The organism is Neobittarella massiliensis (ex Bilen et al. 2018) (assembly GCF_900289145.1).
GTDB lineage: Bacteria > Bacillota > Clostridia > Oscillospirales > Ruminococcaceae > Neobittarella > Neobittarella massiliensis.
In genome coordinates this window covers 36,701-53,404 of record NZ_OKQO01000010.1, presented here as the reverse complement: position 1 = coordinate 53,404, position 16,704 = coordinate 36,701, and the positions used below count along the sequence as shown (strand labels likewise).

18 protein-coding genes are annotated in these 16,704 nt (G+C 60.6%); all 18 read left to right on the top strand.

The genetic code is table 11. From position 1 onward, the window contains the following. The first annotated feature begins 165 nt into the window (after positions 1-165). The 18 genes from C6Y32_RS13710 to C6Y32_RS13625 all read left to right on the top strand — a co-directional run bounded on the left by C6Y32_RS13710 (position 166) and on the right by C6Y32_RS13625 (position 16,025). Positions 166-762: an XTP/dITP diphosphatase gene (locus C6Y32_RS13710; RefSeq protein ID WP_105205841.1), complete on the top strand. Its 597-nt coding sequence runs from the start codon at positions 166-168 to the stop codon at positions 760-762. 2 nt (positions 763-764) lie between these two features. Next, positions 765-1,061 (top strand): YhbY family RNA-binding protein, encoded by a 297-nt coding sequence (locus C6Y32_RS13705; RefSeq protein ID WP_105205840.1) that lies wholly within the window; start codon positions 765-767, stop codon positions 1,059-1,061. 69 nt (positions 1,062-1,130) lie between these two features. Continuing rightward, positions 1,131-1,745, top strand: coding sequence for a nicotinate (nicotinamide) nucleotide adenylyltransferase (gene nadD, locus C6Y32_RS13700; RefSeq protein WP_105205839.1), 615 nt, complete (start codon positions 1,131-1,133; stop codon positions 1,743-1,745). After that, entirely contained in the window at positions 1,742-2,344 is a 603-nt protein-coding gene (yqeK, locus tag C6Y32_RS13695) for a bis(5'-nucleosyl)-tetraphosphatase (symmetrical) YqeK (RefSeq protein ID WP_164998296.1), read from the top strand. The genes nadD and yqeK overlap by 4 nt, the downstream gene beginning before the upstream one ends. A 2-nt stretch (positions 2,345-2,346) precedes the next feature. Beyond that, positions 2,347-3,564, top strand: a complete 1,218-nt coding sequence (locus C6Y32_RS13690; protein WP_105205837.1) for an LCP family protein — start codon at positions 2,347-2,349, stop codon at positions 3,562-3,564. Positions 3,565-3,586: 22 nt separating this feature from the next. Continuing rightward, complete coding sequence (rsfS, locus tag C6Y32_RS13685) at positions 3,587-3,937, top strand: ribosome silencing factor (RefSeq protein ID WP_105205836.1); 351 nt, start codon at positions 3,587-3,589, stop codon at positions 3,935-3,937. After that, on the top strand, positions 3,934-6,348 hold the full coding sequence (gene leuS, locus C6Y32_RS13680; protein ID WP_105205835.1) for a leucine--tRNA ligase: 2,415 nt from the start codon (positions 3,934-3,936) through the stop codon (positions 6,346-6,348). The genes rsfS and leuS overlap by 4 nt, the downstream gene beginning before the upstream one ends. 175 nt (positions 6,349-6,523) lie before the next feature. Continuing rightward, complete coding sequence (rpsU, locus tag C6Y32_RS13675; RefSeq protein WP_105205834.1) at positions 6,524-6,706, top strand: 30S ribosomal protein S21; 183 nt, start codon at positions 6,524-6,526, stop codon at positions 6,704-6,706. A gap of 677 nt (positions 6,707-7,383) precedes the next feature. Continuing rightward, positions 7,384-9,495: an Ig-like domain-containing protein gene (locus tag C6Y32_RS13670; protein WP_164998295.1), complete on the top strand. Its 2,112-nt coding sequence runs from the start codon at positions 7,384-7,386 to the stop codon at positions 9,493-9,495. A gap of 243 nt (positions 9,496-9,738) precedes the next feature. After that, positions 9,739-10,221 (top strand): YqeG family HAD IIIA-type phosphatase, encoded by a 483-nt coding sequence (locus tag C6Y32_RS13665; RefSeq protein WP_105205832.1) that lies wholly within the window; start codon positions 9,739-9,741, stop codon positions 10,219-10,221. 44 nt (positions 10,222-10,265) lie between these two features. Continuing rightward, a complete protein-coding gene (locus C6Y32_RS13660; RefSeq protein WP_105205831.1) occupies positions 10,266-11,135 on the top strand; it encodes a TIM barrel protein in 870 nt (289 codons plus the stop codon). An 11-nt stretch (positions 11,136-11,146) separates the two neighbouring features. Beyond that, positions 11,147-11,869, top strand: a complete 723-nt coding sequence (locus tag C6Y32_RS13655; protein ID WP_105205830.1) for a uracil-DNA glycosylase family protein — start codon at positions 11,147-11,149, stop codon at positions 11,867-11,869. 41 nt (positions 11,870-11,910) lie between these two features. Then, positions 11,911-12,375, top strand: a complete 465-nt coding sequence (aroQ, locus tag C6Y32_RS13650) for a type II 3-dehydroquinate dehydratase (RefSeq protein WP_105205829.1) — start codon at positions 11,911-11,913, stop codon at positions 12,373-12,375. A 4-nt stretch (positions 12,376-12,379) separates the two neighbouring features. Then, positions 12,380-13,432 carry a M24 family metallopeptidase gene (locus tag C6Y32_RS13645; protein ID WP_105205828.1) on the top strand — a complete coding sequence of 351 codons (1,053 nt, stop codon included), beginning with the start codon at positions 12,380-12,382 and terminating at the stop codon, positions 13,430-13,432. Between the two features lie 147 nt (positions 13,433-13,579). Continuing rightward, entirely contained in the window at positions 13,580-14,137 is a 558-nt protein-coding gene (gene efp / locus C6Y32_RS13640; protein ID WP_105205827.1) for an elongation factor P, read from the top strand. Positions 14,138-14,212: 75 nt separating this feature from the next. Beyond that, positions 14,213-14,668, top strand: coding sequence for a CD1247 N-terminal domain-containing protein (locus C6Y32_RS13635; RefSeq protein WP_105205826.1), 456 nt, complete (start codon positions 14,213-14,215; stop codon positions 14,666-14,668). Positions 14,669-14,778: 110 nt separating this feature from the next. Further along, positions 14,779-15,363: a GrpB family protein gene (locus tag C6Y32_RS13630; RefSeq protein WP_105205825.1), complete on the top strand. Its 585-nt coding sequence runs from the start codon at positions 14,779-14,781 to the stop codon at positions 15,361-15,363. Between the two features lie 212 nt (positions 15,364-15,575). Continuing rightward, positions 15,576-16,025 carry a GtrA family protein gene (locus C6Y32_RS13625; protein WP_164998294.1) on the top strand — a complete coding sequence of 150 codons (450 nt, stop codon included), beginning with the start codon at positions 15,576-15,578 and terminating at the stop codon, positions 16,023-16,025. The last annotated feature ends 679 nt before the right edge of the window (positions 16,026-16,704 follow it).

Genomic DNA, 16,704 nt, shown 5'->3' with positions numbered 1-16,704 from the left:
CCGGCTCGCACCGGGTCGTCGCTTTACAATGTCGTCGTAAGGCAGGTCAGCCCAAAGGGGCGCTATTTGCCGCCTGATTTCCTGTTTCAAGTCCGAATTTATAATTTATTAACATTTCCCCAAGGCCTGTCAAGGCCCCGTCTGCCTGCACAAAGGAGAGCGATCATGCGCTTTATCATCGCCACCAACAATCAAAAAAAGCTCAAGGAGTTCCGCCGCATTCTCGACAGCTACGGCATCGAGGCGGTCTCTTTAAAAGAGGCCGGTATCGAGACCGAGATCGAGGAGACCGGCACCACTTTTGAAGAAAATTCTTTCATCAAGGCCAAAGCCATCTGCGACCTGAGCGGCCAGCCGGCCATTGCCGACGACTCCGGTCTGGCGGTGGATGCGCTGGGCGGGGCGCCGGGGGTGTACTCGGCCCGCTACAGCGGCGAGGGGGCCACCGACGAGAAGAACAACCAAAAGCTGCTGGCGGCGCTGGAGGGCGTACCGGCTGAAGAGCGCGGGGCCAAATTTGTCAGCGTCATCACCTGCGTGTTCCCCGACGGCCGCAGCTTTCACACCCGCGGCGAGTGTCCGGGGGTCATCGGTCTGGCGCCCAAAGGCGACAGCGGCTTTGGCTACGACCCGCTGTTTTACGTGGGGGAGGACAAGACCTTCGCCAGCATCGGGCCGGATGAAAAGGATGCTATCAGCCACCGGGGTAAGGCGCTGGCCGACTTTGCACCCCTATTACAGCAATATCTAAAGGAGAGATAATTATGCTCAGCAGCAAACAGAGGGCCCGTCTGCGGGCCGCTGCCAATTCCCTCGACACCATCCTGCAGGTGGGCAAAGGCGGGCTGGACGACGCAGTAGTCACCCAGGTAAAAGACGCTTTGGCCGCCCGCGAGCTCATCAAGATGCGGGTACTGGAAAACAGCCTCTACACCGCCAAGGAGGCGGCCGCCGAGCTGGCCGAGTACACCGGCGCCGAGGTGGTGCAGGTCATCGGCACCCGCTTTGTGCTCTTCCGCGGCAAGAAAAAAGACAGCAAGTACCAGGAGCTGCTCAAGTAGCTGCTTCCGGCACACCGGCGGTGAAGCGCCGCCGGTGCAAAAAAAGCTCTAAAAAGGCAGGTGACGGCAATGTCTATGGCGGTGTTCGGCGGCACTTTCGACCCGCCCCACAAAGGCCACACCAAACTGGTGTCGGCGGTGTGCAGTCAGCTGGGGCTCGGGCGGTGTCTCATCATCCCCACCAACATCCCGCCGCACAAGCAGCAGGCTACCGGCGGGGCCAGCGCCGCCGACCGGCTGGCCATGGCCGCCCTGTGCGACTGGGGCGTGCCGGCCCAGGTGTCGGATATAGAGCTCGCCCGCACCGGCAAGAGCTACACCTACGACACGCTGGTGCAGCTGCGCGCGCTCTACCCCGGCGAAAAGCTCTACTTTCTGCTGGGCAGCGACATGCTCTACTACTTTAAAAAGTGGCACCGCTGGCAGGAGCTGCTGGGGCTGGCCACTTTTTGCGCCGCCGCCCGCAACGCCACGGACCGGGCGGGCCTGCAGGCCTTTGCCGACGGGCTGACCGCACAGGCGGGGGGAGAGATCCTGCTGTTTGACTTTCCGCCGGTGGAGATCTCCTCCAGCGCGCTGCGGCAGAGCCTGGCCGCCGGGACCGCCGTCGGCGCCTATCTCGACCCGGCGGTGGCAAGCTACATAAATACCCATCATCTCTACAGACAGGGGGCATCTGTTTGACTGGTACCGATATCGATCTCGCCGCCCTGCGCCAGCTGGCCAAAGAGCGGCTCTCGAAAAAGCGCTTTCGCCACGTGCTGGCGGTAGAAAAAATGGCGGTGGACCTGGCGCGCACCCACGGGGCAGATATCTGGCGCTGTCAGGCGGCGGCGCTGCTGCACGACCTGATGAAAGAGTCCCCGCTGCCCGAATTATTGCATTGGTGCCGGGGTTTTGCTATAATAGAGCATATTCGCCTGCCGTATCAGCAAAAAGTCGTCTGTACCCGGGCTCTCTTACACGGCCCGGCCGCCAGCGCTTACGCCCAAAAGGAATTGGGCATTGCCGATCGGGAGATACTAGACGCTGTGTACTACCATACCACCGGCCGCCCGGCCATGACCGGGGCCGAAAAGGTGGTATTTTTAGCAGACATGGTGGGGCTGGACCGCGATTTTCACGGGGTGGACAAGCTGCGAAAACTGTGCTTTGCCAGTTTAAACCGCGGCATGGCCGCCGCTTTAAGAAACAATATCCTCTACCTGGCCAAAGAGCAAAAGCCCATTTACGAGGACACGGTCTCGGCCTATAACTACTACCAACTTCTGGGAGATGATTGATTTTGGCAAATAGACCTAACAACAATAGCAACGGTGGCGGCGATCAGCGCGGCCGCGGCCCGGCTGGTAACAGTAAGCGCCTGCGCGTAAAAAAACCGGTCAACAAGAAAAAGCGGCTCACCATCATCCTGTCCAGCGTGCTGGCGGTGGTCATCCTGCTGTGCGGGGTGGGCTATGCGCTGCTGCACACCAACCTGTTTGGCGGCGCCGACATCACCGAGTACTCCAGCCCCAAAAAGATCCAGGACAAGTCGGTGAACATCCTGGTCTGCGGCATCGATAACGATTCCGACCCGGCGGCCGAGCACACCGAAAACGAGCTCACCGACGTCATCATGATCGTCAACTTCAATTTCGAGAAGAGCGAGGCCACCATTCTGCAGGTCCCCCGCGACACCTATATCGGCAGCGACTACCCCTCCGGCAAGGTGAACGCCGTCTACGCCCACGGCGACAACCAGAATGAGAAGATCAAAAATCTGGTGGGCCTGCTCAACGACCAGTTTGCCCTGCCCATCGACCACTACGTTACCATCACCATGGAGACCTTCCGCGAGGCCATCGACGCCATCGGCGGCATCGATATGAACGTCCCCTACCAGATCGACTACTCCCCGGGCGAGGGATTCGTTATCCCCGCCGGCCAGCAGAAGCTCACCGGCCAACAGGCAGAGTGGTTCGTGCGCTGGCGCGACGGCTATGCCGAGGGAGATATCGGCCGCGTCAAGGCCCAGCGGCTGTTTGTTTCGGCGGCCATGGAGGAGCTCACCACCCTCAACAGCAGCCAGATGATCAAGTTAGTCAAGCTCTGCTACGACAAGGTCGAGACCGACCTCACCATGGCCGATATCCTGGCTTACGCCCAGGAGGCCTCTAAGCTCGACCTGGCCAAGGTCGAGATGTATATGGTCCCCGGCGAGCCCACCTATTCCGACGACGGGCTCTCTATCTACGGCATCCACAAAGACGAGCTGGCCGACCTGCTCAACCAGAAATTCAGGCCCCACACCGACGACGTGCTGGCCGAGAATCTAAATGTCATAGAGGTCAGCCACGAGTACGACTATTACGACCAAAACGGCAACTCTATCCAAGATCTGCTGGACGGCCACACCCCCGGCAAAGACAGCCTCAGCAACAAAGAGGACACCACCAGCGGCACCGGTGACGGCAGCGGAGAAGACAGCTCCGGCACCGGCTCCGATACCGGCGAGGAGTAGAGCCACACAGAGGAGTGAACGCATGGACGCAAAACAAAAATATCTCTTGGCAGCCAAAGCCTTAGACGATAAAAAAGCCACCGATATCAAAGTGCTCAAGATCGCCAAGATCTCCACTCTGGGCGACTACTTCGTCCTCTGTGAGGGCGGCAGCACCACCCAGGTCAAGGCGCTGGCCGACAACGTGGAGTTTCTCCTCAAGCAGCAGGGAGCCGAGCCGCTGCGGGTCGAGGGGTACCAGTCGGCAAACTGGATCTTGCTGGATTACGGCGACGTGATGGTGCACGTGTTTTTGCACGAGACCCGGGAGTTTTACGACCTGGAGCGGCTGTGGGCCGACGGTGAGCTGGTAGATTGGGAGAGTGAAGCATGAACTACGACTTTAAGCAGATCGAAAAAAAATGGCAGGACCGGTGGGAGGAGGACAAGACCTTTGCCGCTACCACCGACTACTCAAAACCCAAGTTCTACCCGCTGGTAGAGTTTCCCTACCCCTCGGGTCAGGGCCTGCATGTGGGGCACCCCCGCTCCTATACCGCCCTCGACATCGTGGCCAGAAAGCGCCGCCTCGAGGGGTACAACGTGCTCTACCCCATGGGATGGGACGCCTTTGGCCTGCCCACCGAGAACTACGCCATCAAAAACCACATCCACCCCGAGATCGTCACCAGGCAGAACGTGGCCCGCTTTAAGAGCCAGCTGAGGTCGCTGGGTCTGTCGTTTGACTGGGACCGGGAAATAAATACCACCGACCCATCCTATTACAAGTGGACCCAGTGGATCTTCTTGCAGCTGTTCAAAAAGGGGCTGGCCTATAAAAAAGAGATGGCCGTCAACTTCTGCACCTCCTGCAAGGTGGTGCTGGCCAACGAGGAAGTCGTCGGCGGCGTGTGCGAGCGCTGCGGCGGCGAAGTGGTGCGCAAAGTCAAGAGCCAGTGGATGCTTGGGATCACCGAGTACGCCCAGCGCCTCATCGACGACCTCGACGAGGTCAACTTTATCGACCGGGTCAAGACCTCGCAGATCAACTGGATCGGCCGCTCCACCGGCGCCGAGGTGGATTTCTCCACCACCGAGGGGGACAAGCTCACCGTCTACACCACCCGCCCCGACACGCTGTTCGGCGTCACCTACATGGTGCTCTCGCCCGAGCACCCCTACATAGACCAGTGGGGGCAGGCGGGCAAGGTACACAATCTGGATGCGCTGCTCTCCTACCGCGAGCAGGCCGCCCGCAAGAGCGACTTCGAGCGCACCGAGCTGGTCAAAGAAAAGACCGGCGTGTGCATCGACGGCGTGCGCGCCGTCAACCCGGTCAACGGCAAAGAGATCCCCATCTTCGTGTCCGACTACGTGCTCATGAGCTACGGCACCGGGGCCATCATGGCGGTGCCCGGCCACGATACCCGCGACTGGGAGTTCGCCAAGACATTCTCGCTGCCCATCATCGAGGTCGTGGCCGGCGGCAACGTGGAAAAAGAGGCCTATACCGACTGCGGTACCGGCACCATGGTCAACTCCGGCTTTTTAGACGGCCTAACGGTCGACGAGGCCAAAAAGGCTATCGTCGAGTGGCTGGATAAAGAGAAAAAAGGTCACCCCAAAGTCAATTTCAAGCTGCGCGACTGGGTGTTCTCCCGCCAGCGCTACTGGGGCGAGCCCATCCCCATCGTGCACTGCGACAAGTGCGGTTTCGTGCCCATCCCCGAGGATCAGCTGCCGCTTAAGCTGCCCGAGATCGAGGACTTCGAGCAGACCGAGGACGGCCAGTCCCCGCTGGCCAAGCTCGACAGCTGGGTCAATACCACCTGCCCCCACTGCGGCGGCCCCGCCAAGCGCGAGACCGACACTATGCCCCAGTGGGCCGGCTCGTCCTGGTATTTCCTGCGCTACTGCGACCCCCACAACGACAAGGAGCTGGCCAGCAAAGAGGCGCTGGAGTACTGGATGCCGGTCGACTGGTACAACGGCGGCATGGAGCACACCACCCTGCACCTGCTGTACTCCCGTTTCTGGCACAAGTTCCTCTACGATATCGGCGTGGTGCCCACCAAAGAGCCCTATAACAAGCGCACCAGCCACGGCATGATCCTGGGCGAGAACGGCGAGAAGATGTCCAAGTCCCGCGGCAACGTGGTCAACCCCGACGATATCGTCGAACAGTACGGCGCCGACACGCTGCGCCTTTACGAGATGTTCATCGGCGACTTCGAGAAAGCCGCCCCCTGGAGCGCCGACTCCATCAAGGGCTGCTGCCGCTTTTTAGAGCGCACCTGGGGCCTGGGCAAGCTGCTGGTACCCGGCGAGGGCTACTCCGCCGCGCTGGAGACCAGCTTCCACAAGACCATCAAAAAGGTGACCGAGGATATCGAGAACCTCAAATTCAACACCGCGATCGCTGCCATGATGGCCCTCATCAACGAGATCTACGCCCAGAAAGCGGTCACCCGCGACGAGCTGCGCGATTTCCTCATCATGCTCAACCCGTTTGCCCCCCACATCACCGAGGAGATGTTCGAGAAATACAGCCTGGGCCAAGGGATGCTCTCCCACCAGAAATGGGTGCAGTACGACGAGAGCAAATGCGTCGACGCCACCGTCGAGCTGGCCGTGCAGGTAAACGGCAAGGTAAAGGCCCGCATCGTGGTGCCGGCCAACTGCGACAAAGAAACGGCTATCCGGCTGGCCAAAGACCACGCGGCCATCGCCGCCGAGCTCACCGGCAAAATGCCCATCAAAGAGGTGTATGTGCCGGGCCGTCTGGTCAATATCGTTATCAAGTAGACCTGAGCGGGCAGCTGCTCTGCGCAGATTTACCAGAGAGCAGATAGATTTTCTCTTGACACCGTATAGGCAAAAGATGTATAATAATCTCTGTTCTACTAATATGGTTTGGTTATAGTTTTTGCCTTGGCAATGATTATAAACTCCTGCCCCATGGCGGAGGGAGGGGAAGTAAGTGTCAGAAGTTCGTATCAAAGACAACGAGTCTTTGGACAGCGCCTTGAGAAGATTTAAAAGACAGTGCGCCAGAGCGGGCGTCCTCCAAGAGGTCCGTAAGAGGGAGCACTACGAGAAACCTTCTGTCAAGCGCAAGAAAAAGTCTGAAGCAGCGCGTAAACGCAAATTTAAAAAGAGATAATTTGCGCTTTGCCGGTGTGTGACAAATGTGCAAAAAGCGGACAACTTAGGTTGTCCGCTTTTTTTGTCTGCCAAAATACCACTGTCTCCCCACACTGCCCTCATTATGTATCGTGCAGTCATATTTTCGACAACAAAATGCTTTTGCCACCGATTTGTTTGACATTTCTGGCGTTTCCTCTTATAATAGGAGGCAAAAGCTGGGAAAATTTTGCAACATCTGCCAGGGATATCCATTTCCACCCAGGGGCAGACGGGCAAAAAACGGCATGATAGCGGCGTTTGACCGGTCTGCCCGTCGGTGGCAGGTCCCCGTGGCGGCGCGCTGCCTTTTCAGCAAAGTATGGTTTTTCGTTCGCCGGCCGCTCCTAGCTACAGACGCGCAAAAAGGCCGGTCTGCAGCGTGCAGACCGGCCATAAATACCAGGTATATCCAATTTTGCAAAAGAACGAAAAACCATAATTTCCAGTGCAAAACATAGCTGGGCCGCGAGAGCCGGTCGGCGGCGGCGCGCTCGCTCTGTGTGCAGAGCACCGCCTGCCGGCACCGCCGCGCTGAACCCGGCACCTGCAGAGAGGAGGATGCATATAAGTTTTGCACCGGCAGTGAAAAAGTGGGGGAGTGCTCGCCTACGGGTGGGCGCACCAGAATGTGTAAAGAAGAAGGAGCACACATCGATGAAGAAAAAGATCATATCCTCGGTACTGGCACTTATGCTGGTCGTGGGATGTCTGCCGCTGGCGGCACTGGCCGCCCAAAACGACATCGACGCCGCCCAAGCGCCTACCTATAACGAGTCGACCAACGAGTTTTTTGCAGGTGGCACGCCCATCACCATCGAAGATACCGATGAGGCCGGCAAAGCGGCCCTCATCAAGTGGGATGGTGGCCAGCAGCTCATCGCTGCCGATGCAGCTGTATACGGCGGCAGCGATACCGTGTCCTCGAACATCCACCTGCGCAGCACCTCCATCACCATGAACGGCGGCCAGGTAAAAGATCTGGTCGGCGGCAACAAGACCAAAAACGAAAAGAGCGGCTGCGATTACAGCCTGATCGACACCGTCACGCTGGATATCAACGGCGGCACCATCACCCGGGGCCTGCACGGTATCGACAACCAGCACACTGCCTTTGGCGCCGACGTGCGCAAAGAGCAAAACGGCAAGTCCTATAAAAACTATGCCATCGGCGACCTGAACGTCACCATCGACGGGGCCACCGTCAACGATTTCCGCGGCGTCACCTCTTACGCCTACGCCGAAAATGTCGATGTCGTGGTGGGCAGAGATGCGGCCGCACAGCTCAAGGGCTTTATGTGGGGCACCAACGGCATCATCGGCAACGCCACCTTCACCATGTACAGCGGCAGCACCGATATCGGCCAGTCCATCCTGCGCTGCTGTATCCTCGGCAAAATGACCTACAACATCCTCGGCGGCCAGATCGGCGACATCTACGCCGGTTCTTACTACCCCGCCGAGGAGACCGCTGCCGGTTCTAACAACTGGGACGGCTGGGGCTTTGGCGGCGTCGATTACGGCTTTGTGGGCAGCACCGAGATCAATGTCGGGGCCGACGCCAAATATAACGACATCATCTCCGGCTTCCAGTACCGCGAAGACGTAGAGATCTTTAAAAACAAATACGCCGATGCCAGCTGGTGTATCAAAGAGATCGACACCACTGCCCCCATCGTGCTCAACCTGTCTGCTCGTCCCAGCGCCGAAAAGCTGGACACCTTCTCGGTCATCGGCAGCGACGCCAGCTACGTGACCACCAACTGGAAAGCCACCGGTATCACCCTGGACCAGAACGAGCTGCTGCTGAACGCCGGCGGCCGAGCCGTACAGCTCAACGCCAGCGTACTGCCCGAGTACAACACCGACAGCATCGTCTGGACCACCTCCGCCCCCGAAGTCGCCGAGGTGCTGGATGGCCGGGTAGACCCGCGTTCTGCCGGCACGGCTATCATCACCGCCACCGCCGGTGACGTATCGGCCCAGTGTGAAGTTACCGTTTACGAGGTAGAGGAGCCCCAGATCCCCACCATCGACCCCTCCAAACCGGTCGGCAAAGTCGAGGTCGGTTCCACCTCCAATACCCATGTCGTCATCTCCAGCTCCGCCAACCAGCTAGTCACCGAGATCCTGGCCGGCAAAGCAGTAGACGCGGTAGACGAGGCCACCAAAGAGGCGGTCAAACAGGCCGCCGAGAGCGGCAAAGCCATCACGGCGGCCGTCTCGGTCGAGCTGATGGACGAGAGCCAGGTGGCCGAGGCCGATAAAGCGCTCATCAAAGAGAGTGCCGGTAAAGTGGCCGGCGGAGCGGTCGTGGCCCAGTACCTCGACTTAAAGGTGCTGCTCACCGCCGACGGCGTCGAGCTCGGCACCCTCAATAAGCTCAACTCCGCGGCCAGCTTCACCATCGCCGTCCCCGAAGAGCTGAAAGCCGACGGGCGCATTTTCCATATCGCCCGCCTGCACGACGGCAAAGTCGACCTGCTCGAGACCGTCCAAAATGAAGACGGCACGCTCACCTTCTCCACCGACCGCTTCTCCACCTATGCGCTGGTCTATCTTGATGGGGCCAGCGGCGGAAATGGCAACAACGGCGGCGAGACCACCACGCCCGGCGGCGACAGCACCACCGATAGCGGTAAAGGCAGTGACAGCGCCAATACCGGCGACGTGCTGCCCATCGCGGTACTGGGCGCGGCTCTGGCCGTATCCGCCGGCGCAGTGCTCACCCTGCGGGGCAAACAGAGCAAATTCCGCCACATGAAATAAACTGCATCTTCCTCTTTTCATAAAAAGGGCCCCCGATCTATCGGGGCCCTTTTTTGCTGTGGCGGCGGCCGTACCCCCACACCGGTCCCACCACCGGGCAGCACTGTCCGCTCGGGTGGCAGATAATTTGTGTCACGGGCCGTTTACCTGTAGAAATAAAGGCGCAAAATTGCTATACTATGGAAGAAGCCGCCGGCGCGCTGCCGCCGGCCACCACATCAAAGCTTTTAACAGGAGAACACCATGCTGAGACCCGGTTATATGTTCAGGAGCGTCGCCGACGTGACCATAAATTTTTTAAAACAAAATAACATCCGCGGCCTGATCATCGATATCGATAACACGCTGGCCAAGCACGACCACCCGGTCCCCGCCGAAGGGGTGGAGGCGTGGATGGACAAGCTGCACCAAAACGGCATACAAACGGTCATCATCTCCAACAACGGCTACGACCGGGTGCGCCCCTTTGCCGAGATCTTTGGGGTAGATTACATCTGCGACGCCAAAAAGCCGCTGCCCGGCAGCTACAAAAAGGCGGTGGCCAAAATGGGGCTGCCCAAAAGTCAGGTGGCTATGGTCGGCGACCAGCTGTTTACCGACACGCTGGGCGGCAACCTGGCCGGGGTCAAGACCATCCTGGTAAACCCCATCGACTCCTCTGAGCTGCGCCAGATACGCTTTAAGCGCAAGCTGGAGGACCTGATCGTCAAGCGGGTGGACGACTGATCGCCGCACCGCCCAACCCCACCGGGAAGGAGAGCTATTATACCATGCCAGATACCGCCAGATTCGGCCCGGCCGGCAATTCCAACAGCTTTAAAGAGCAGGGCTACAAGACCACCCTGCAGGCCCCGGGCTATGTAGAGAAGATGGGCCTCGACTGCTACGAGTACCAGTGCGGCCGCGGCGTGCGGGTAAACCCCGACACGGCCGAGAAGTTTCGCCGCAAAGCGGCAGAGCACCGCGTCGCCGTGTCGCTGCACGCGCCGTACTACATCTCACTGTCCTCGGTTGAGGAGGAAAAGCGGCAGAAGTCGGTCGACTACATCCTGCAGAGCGCCCGCGCCGCCGATATGCTGGGCGCCAGCCGCATTGTGGTGCACACCGGCTCCTGCGCCAAAATATCCCGGGCCGAGGCGCTGGAGCTGGCCAAAGGCACCATACAGACTGCGCTGGATGCCCTCGACGCCGCCGGGCTGGGCCACATCCACATCTGCCCCGAGACCATGGGTAAATTAAACCAGCTGGGCACGCTGGAGGAGGTGCTGGCGCTCTGCCGGCTCGACAGCCGTCTCATCCCCTGTATCGACTTCGGCCACCTGTACGCCCGCACGCTGGGCGGCATAGCCGGCAAAGACGACTTCCGCCGCATTTTAGATGCCATCGGCAGCGTATTGGGGGAGGAGAAGCTGCGCGACTTTCACGCCCACTACTCGATGATCGAGTACACCGAAAACGGCGGCGAAAAGCGCCACCTCACCTTTGCCGACGGCCTGTTCGGCCCCGACTTTCACCCGCTGATGGAGCTGCTGGCCGAATACGGCAGCTGCCCCACCATCATCTGCGAGTCGGCCGGCACCCAGGCCGAAGACGCCTTGGCCATGAAGACCTACTATCACCAGCAGCTGGCAAAAGAGTAGGGGGGACCGGCATGCGTGCCGCAGGGGCAGATATTGGCCGTGTCAAGCGCACAGACAGAGAGCTGGGGGCCGTCACCTCGCTGGGAGCGCTCATGGACTGCTGGCGCCGGGAGCACCGAGCGGAGCAGCCGCAGCACTACCGCCTGTATGCAAACGTGCAGGTAAACAGCTGCTCTTTTGTAAAGGACGGCATCCTCTCACCCCGCCGTTACTGGGCGCTGCAGGCACCGGCCAAGCGGTATCTCTTTATTTCTAAAGAGGCAAATATCTCGATGGATGGCGAGGAGAGCTGGTGCGGAAAAGGCTTTTGGCTGCGCGAGGTGGCCGCCGGCAGCTGTCCACAGACAAACTTCTCCCGGCGGCTGGGCATGCTCTACAGCGCCGCCGTCAGCGGTGACTTCGCGCGCCCCGACAAGAGCGGCAGCCTCCTCCCCGAGATCGCTTTCATGAACCTCAACAAGCGGGGCGGGGCCAGCCGGTGCTGCTGGCACACGCTGCGCTGCTACACCCAAAAATACGCCGGTTACATCTGCCGCGAGATCGAGCTGATCGGCCCGCAGGTCATCGTCTGCTGTGGGGGCGGCGTCCAGAATTTGCTCGAGCAGTATGTGGGAGCCGACGCGCTGCGGCCCTATACGGTGCTCAGCGTGTACCACCCCAGCTACCGCTGTGCCGACGAAAAACACCTGGCAAAGCTGCACGACCGGCTGCTGGCGCGGGGGCTGTGCCGGTAGACGACTACCCACTCTATTGTAAAAAAAAAGGGGGACTTTTTATGCGCGGGACCATCGCCATCGTCAACGGGCCCAACCTCGACCTGTTGGGCGTGCGGGAACCGGCCCACTACGGCCGGCAAACGCTGCAGTCCATCGAGGAGGCCTGTATCGAAAAATGCCGCCAGCTGGGATTTGACTGTATCACCTTTCAGTCAAACAGCGAGGGGGACCTCATCGACTTTATCCACCGGGGCGTCGGCCCCGACGGCGCCCCCGGCGAATTCGACGCCATCGTCATCAACCCCGGCGCCTACACCCACTACAGCTATGCCATCCGCGACGCGCTGGCCGCGGTCTCGCTGCCGGCTGTCGAGGTGCACATCTCCAACGTGCACCGGCGCGAGGAGTTTCGCCACCAGTCGGTGACGGCGGCGGTGTGTGTCGGCCAGATCGTGGGCCTGGGCTCTATGGGCTATCTGCTGGCCATCGAGGCGCTGGCCCAGCGCCTGAAAGAGGGGGAATAGAGATATGCGCATCTGTGATAAACTGCCGCAAGGCGTAGACGCCGCCATCATCAGCGACGAGAAGAACCGCCAGTACCTCACCGGGGTGCGCTCCTCGGCGGGCACGGTGGTCGTCACCCGCGACGAGACCTATCTCATCATCGACTTCCGCTATATCGAGATGGCCCGCCAAACAGCTGTCGACTGCCAGGTGCTCCTGCAGGGCCGGCTGTACCAGCAGATCGGCGAGCTGTTTGCAGCCCACGGGGTCAAGACCTGGGGCCTGTGCGACAGCCTCACCGATCTGGCCCAGCTGCGGCGCTACCAAAAACAGCTGCCCGGCGCCTTTTTAGAAGACAGCGGGGTAGACGGCCTGCTGCAGCAGCTGCGCATGTGCAAGTCAGAGGTGGAGCTGGGCTTTATCCGCCAGGCCCAACAGCTCACCGACGACTGCTTTTCCTATATCACCCAGCGCATCGCCGCCGGCCGCAGCGAGCGCGACATCGCCCTGGATATGGAGTTCTACATCCGCCGTCAGGGGGCCCAAGGGGTCAGCTTCGACTTCATCGTGGTGTCGGGCGAAAATTCCTCCAAGCCCCACGGGGTGCCCGGCGAGCGGCTGGTGCAGCCGGGCGACTTCATCACCATGGATTTCGGCTGCACCGTCGGCGGCTACTGCTCCGACATGACCCGCACCGTGGCGGTGGGGCAGGTGACCGACGAGCAGCGGCAGGTCTACGATATCGTGTTGCAGGCCAACCGCCTGGGGGTACAGCTGGCCGGCCCGGGCGTCGCCTGCGACTGGGTGGACGCCCAGGTGCGCGCGCTCATCGCCGACGCCGGCTACGGCGAATGCTTCGGCCACGGTCTGGGCCACGGGGTGGGGCTGGATATCCACGAGGAACCGGCTTTTTCCCCCTCCTGCGGCACGCTCACCCGGCCGGGCATGGTCATCACCGTCGAGCCGGGCATCTACCTGCCGGGCAGGTTTGGGGTCCGCATCGAGGACATGGTCGTCATCACCCGGGACGGCTGCACCGACATCACCCGCTCCCCCAAAGAGCTGCTGGCGCTATAGCGGTGCTGCCTGTCCGTCCACTGCGGACACATCGGCCGCCCGGACCCCGAAAAGTGGCCTGTTTATGCGCTTATCCACAAACTCGGGGTTGAAAAAGCGACCGAGATAGGATAGAATTAGATAGAACTATGAGTATGGAGGTCAACAATGATATCTGCGGGAGATTTTAGAAACGGCGTGACATTCGAGATGGACGGCAACGTGATGCAGGTCATCGAGTTCCAGCACGTAAAGCCGGGCAAAGGCGCCGCGTTCGTGCGCACCAAAGTCAAAAACGTCATCACCGGTGGCGTGGTCGAGAAGACCTTTAACCCCACCGAGAAATACCCCACCGCCTACATCGAGCGCCGCGACATGCAGTATTTGTACAGCGACGGCGATCTGTACTACTTTATGGACAACGAGAACTACGAGCAGCTGCCGATCAACAAGTCGGTGCTCAGCGACAACTTCAAGTTCGTCAAAGAGAACACCGACGTGAAGGTGCTCTCCTACAAAGGCAACGTGTTTGGCGTAGAGCCCCCGTTCTTCGTCGATCTCGAGATCACCAAGACCGATCCGGGCTTTAAGGGCAACACGGCCACCAACACCACCAAACCCGCCATTCTGGAGACCGGTGCCGAGATCCGCGTGCCCCTGTTCCTCGACGAGGGCGACAAGATCCGCATCGATACCCGCACTGGCGAGTATATGGAGCGCGCATAAGCCCCATACTCTATACTGGTTACTGGATACTGGGGAGTAAGCGCATCCAAATTTATAAGGACAGGAGAGATTGCAGTGACAATAAACGAAAAAGTGTCCTACCTGAAAGGCCTGATGGAGGGCCTGGAACTGGACAAAGGCAAAAAAGAAGTCAAAGTGATTTCGGCAATGGTGGACATCATTGAAGATTTGGCGCTGACTGTCGACGACATCGAGGAAGATCTGGACGAAGTGATGGATCTGGTCGAGGAGATCGACGAGGACCTGTCCGATGTGGAGGACGACCTCTACGGCGAAGACGAGGACGGCTGTGACTGCGGCTGTGAAGACTTCGATGAGGGCGAGCTGTACGAAGTGACCTGCCCCAGCTGCGGCGAAGTGGTCTGCGTGGACGAGGACATGCTGGACCTGGGCAGCATCCCCTGTCCCAACTGCGGCGAGGAGCTGGAGTTCGATATGGATTTCGTCTACGATGAGGACGAGCCCGAGGGCGGCTGCGACTGCCACGAAGAGGGCTGCGACTGCAAGTAGTCCGCCGCCACGAAAATAGCGAGATCGCGCACAGAGAGGACCGGTATACCGGTCCTCTCTTTCTGCTGTACCGCCCCGGCGGTGCAGCCCGCAATAGGAGGTCATACGATATGCCATCACCAAAGATAGAGCGCAGCGACGCCGAGCTGGCCCAGGTCACCGTGGGGGAGCGGGTCCCCCACAACAGCACCATCTTTTTGCAGGAATACGACACCCAGTGGCCCCGGCTGTACGCCGTCGAGCGGCAGCGCATACAGGCCGCGCTGGGCGCCGGCGCCCGGCAGATCGAGCACGTGGGCTCCACCTCGGTGCCGGGCCTGTGCGCCAAGCCCATCATCGATATGCTGTTGCTGGTGGCCGACTCGGCCGACGAGTCCGCCTATCTGCCCACTATGCAAAAAGCCGGCTACACACTGCGCATCCGCGAGCCGGACTGGTATCAGCACCGCATGTTTAAAGGCCCCGGGACCGACAGCAACATCCACGTGTTCACCGTCGGGTCAGAGGAGGCGCAGCGCATGCTGCTGTTTCGCGACTGGCTGCGCGCCCACCCCGAAGACCGCGACCTGTACGCCGCTGCAAAGCGCCGGCTGGCCGCCCGGGTGTGGCGCCACGTGCAGCACTACGCCGACGCCAAGACCGCGGTGGTGCAGCAGATCATGCAGCGGGCGCTGGCCGTCGGCAGCGCCCGGTAGCCGCCGACAGGTCGGCGCAGCAGCTGCCGCCACCTGCCGCCCAGGCCGCCGGCTGTCCTGCAGCAGGGCAGGGGAGCCGCGCTACCGGCACGCCGCCGGTAGCGGCTGCGATTTGACAACCGCTGCCGGCGGTGGTACAATGCCAGTCAACGCGACAGTATTCGACATCTCAAACCCGGCCCACCAGCCGGGCGCTGACAGGGGGGCTGCTGGTGAAAAAGCTGGCTGCCAAAGTATTTGGCGACATTAAAAACGACCTGCCCCGCTTTGTGCGCTACGTGTTCTGGGGGGCCATCACCGCCTTTTTCAATTTGGGCGTGTACCTGCTGCTGACCAACGCCTTGGGGCTGCACTACCTCGTCAGCAATACCGTCGCCTGGGTCCTGTACGTGGTCGCGGCCTTCTTTACCAACAAGCTGTACGTCTTTGGCACCCGCGGGCAGACCGGCAAACAGGTCGCAGCCGACCTGGGCCGCTTTGCAGGCAGCCGTCTGGCCACCTGCCTGCTCGAAAATGTCATGCTCTTTGTGTTCGTCACCCTGCTGCACGGCAACAAAAACCTGACCAAGATCATCGCCAGCGCCACCTCGGCCATCCTCAACTACCTGGTCAGCTGCCTCATTATATTTTCCAAGAAAAACAGCGCCGGCGAGCGCCGGTGATATAGATCAGCAAAATAAAAAGAGCGCTCGTCAGGGCGCTCTTTTTTATCGTACCGCCGCCTTTGTTTACCGGCACGGGCTGCCAAAGCGCGCATGAGCGCCCGGGCCGGCTTGTGCCCCCGCCAACATGCCCAGTACCGCTCTGCCGCCGTTTTTCTCCATATACCCGATCCCCACCGGCCCGCCACCGTCGCTGCCGAACAGTTTTCCAGTCGCTGCCCACTCGCCACCCGGCCGATCCCCCGTCTCCAACATACCCACTGCTCGCCGCCCGCCCGATCCTCCACTCCCAACATGCCCGTCCGATCCCCCGCACTAAACCCGCTCGCTCACTGCCGTCCGGTTAAACCCCACACCCAACCCGCCCGTTGCCCGCCACCTGCCCGATCTCCCACACTCAACCCGCCCGCTCACCGCAGCCCGGGCACGTCCCGTACCAACCCGTCCACTGCCCGCCGCCACCCGGCAGGTCTCCCGCACCCAACCTGCCCGCTCACTGCCGTCCGGTTAAACCTCACACCCAACCCGCCCGCTTACCGCCACCCGGTCAAGTCCCGTACCAACCCGTCCGCTGCTCGCCACCGCCCGGTCAGGTCCCCCGCCCCCAACCCGCTCGATGCCCACCCAAAACTGAGAGTTGGCCCCAGTTCTTCCAGCACTTTGCAGTGACAAAGCGATG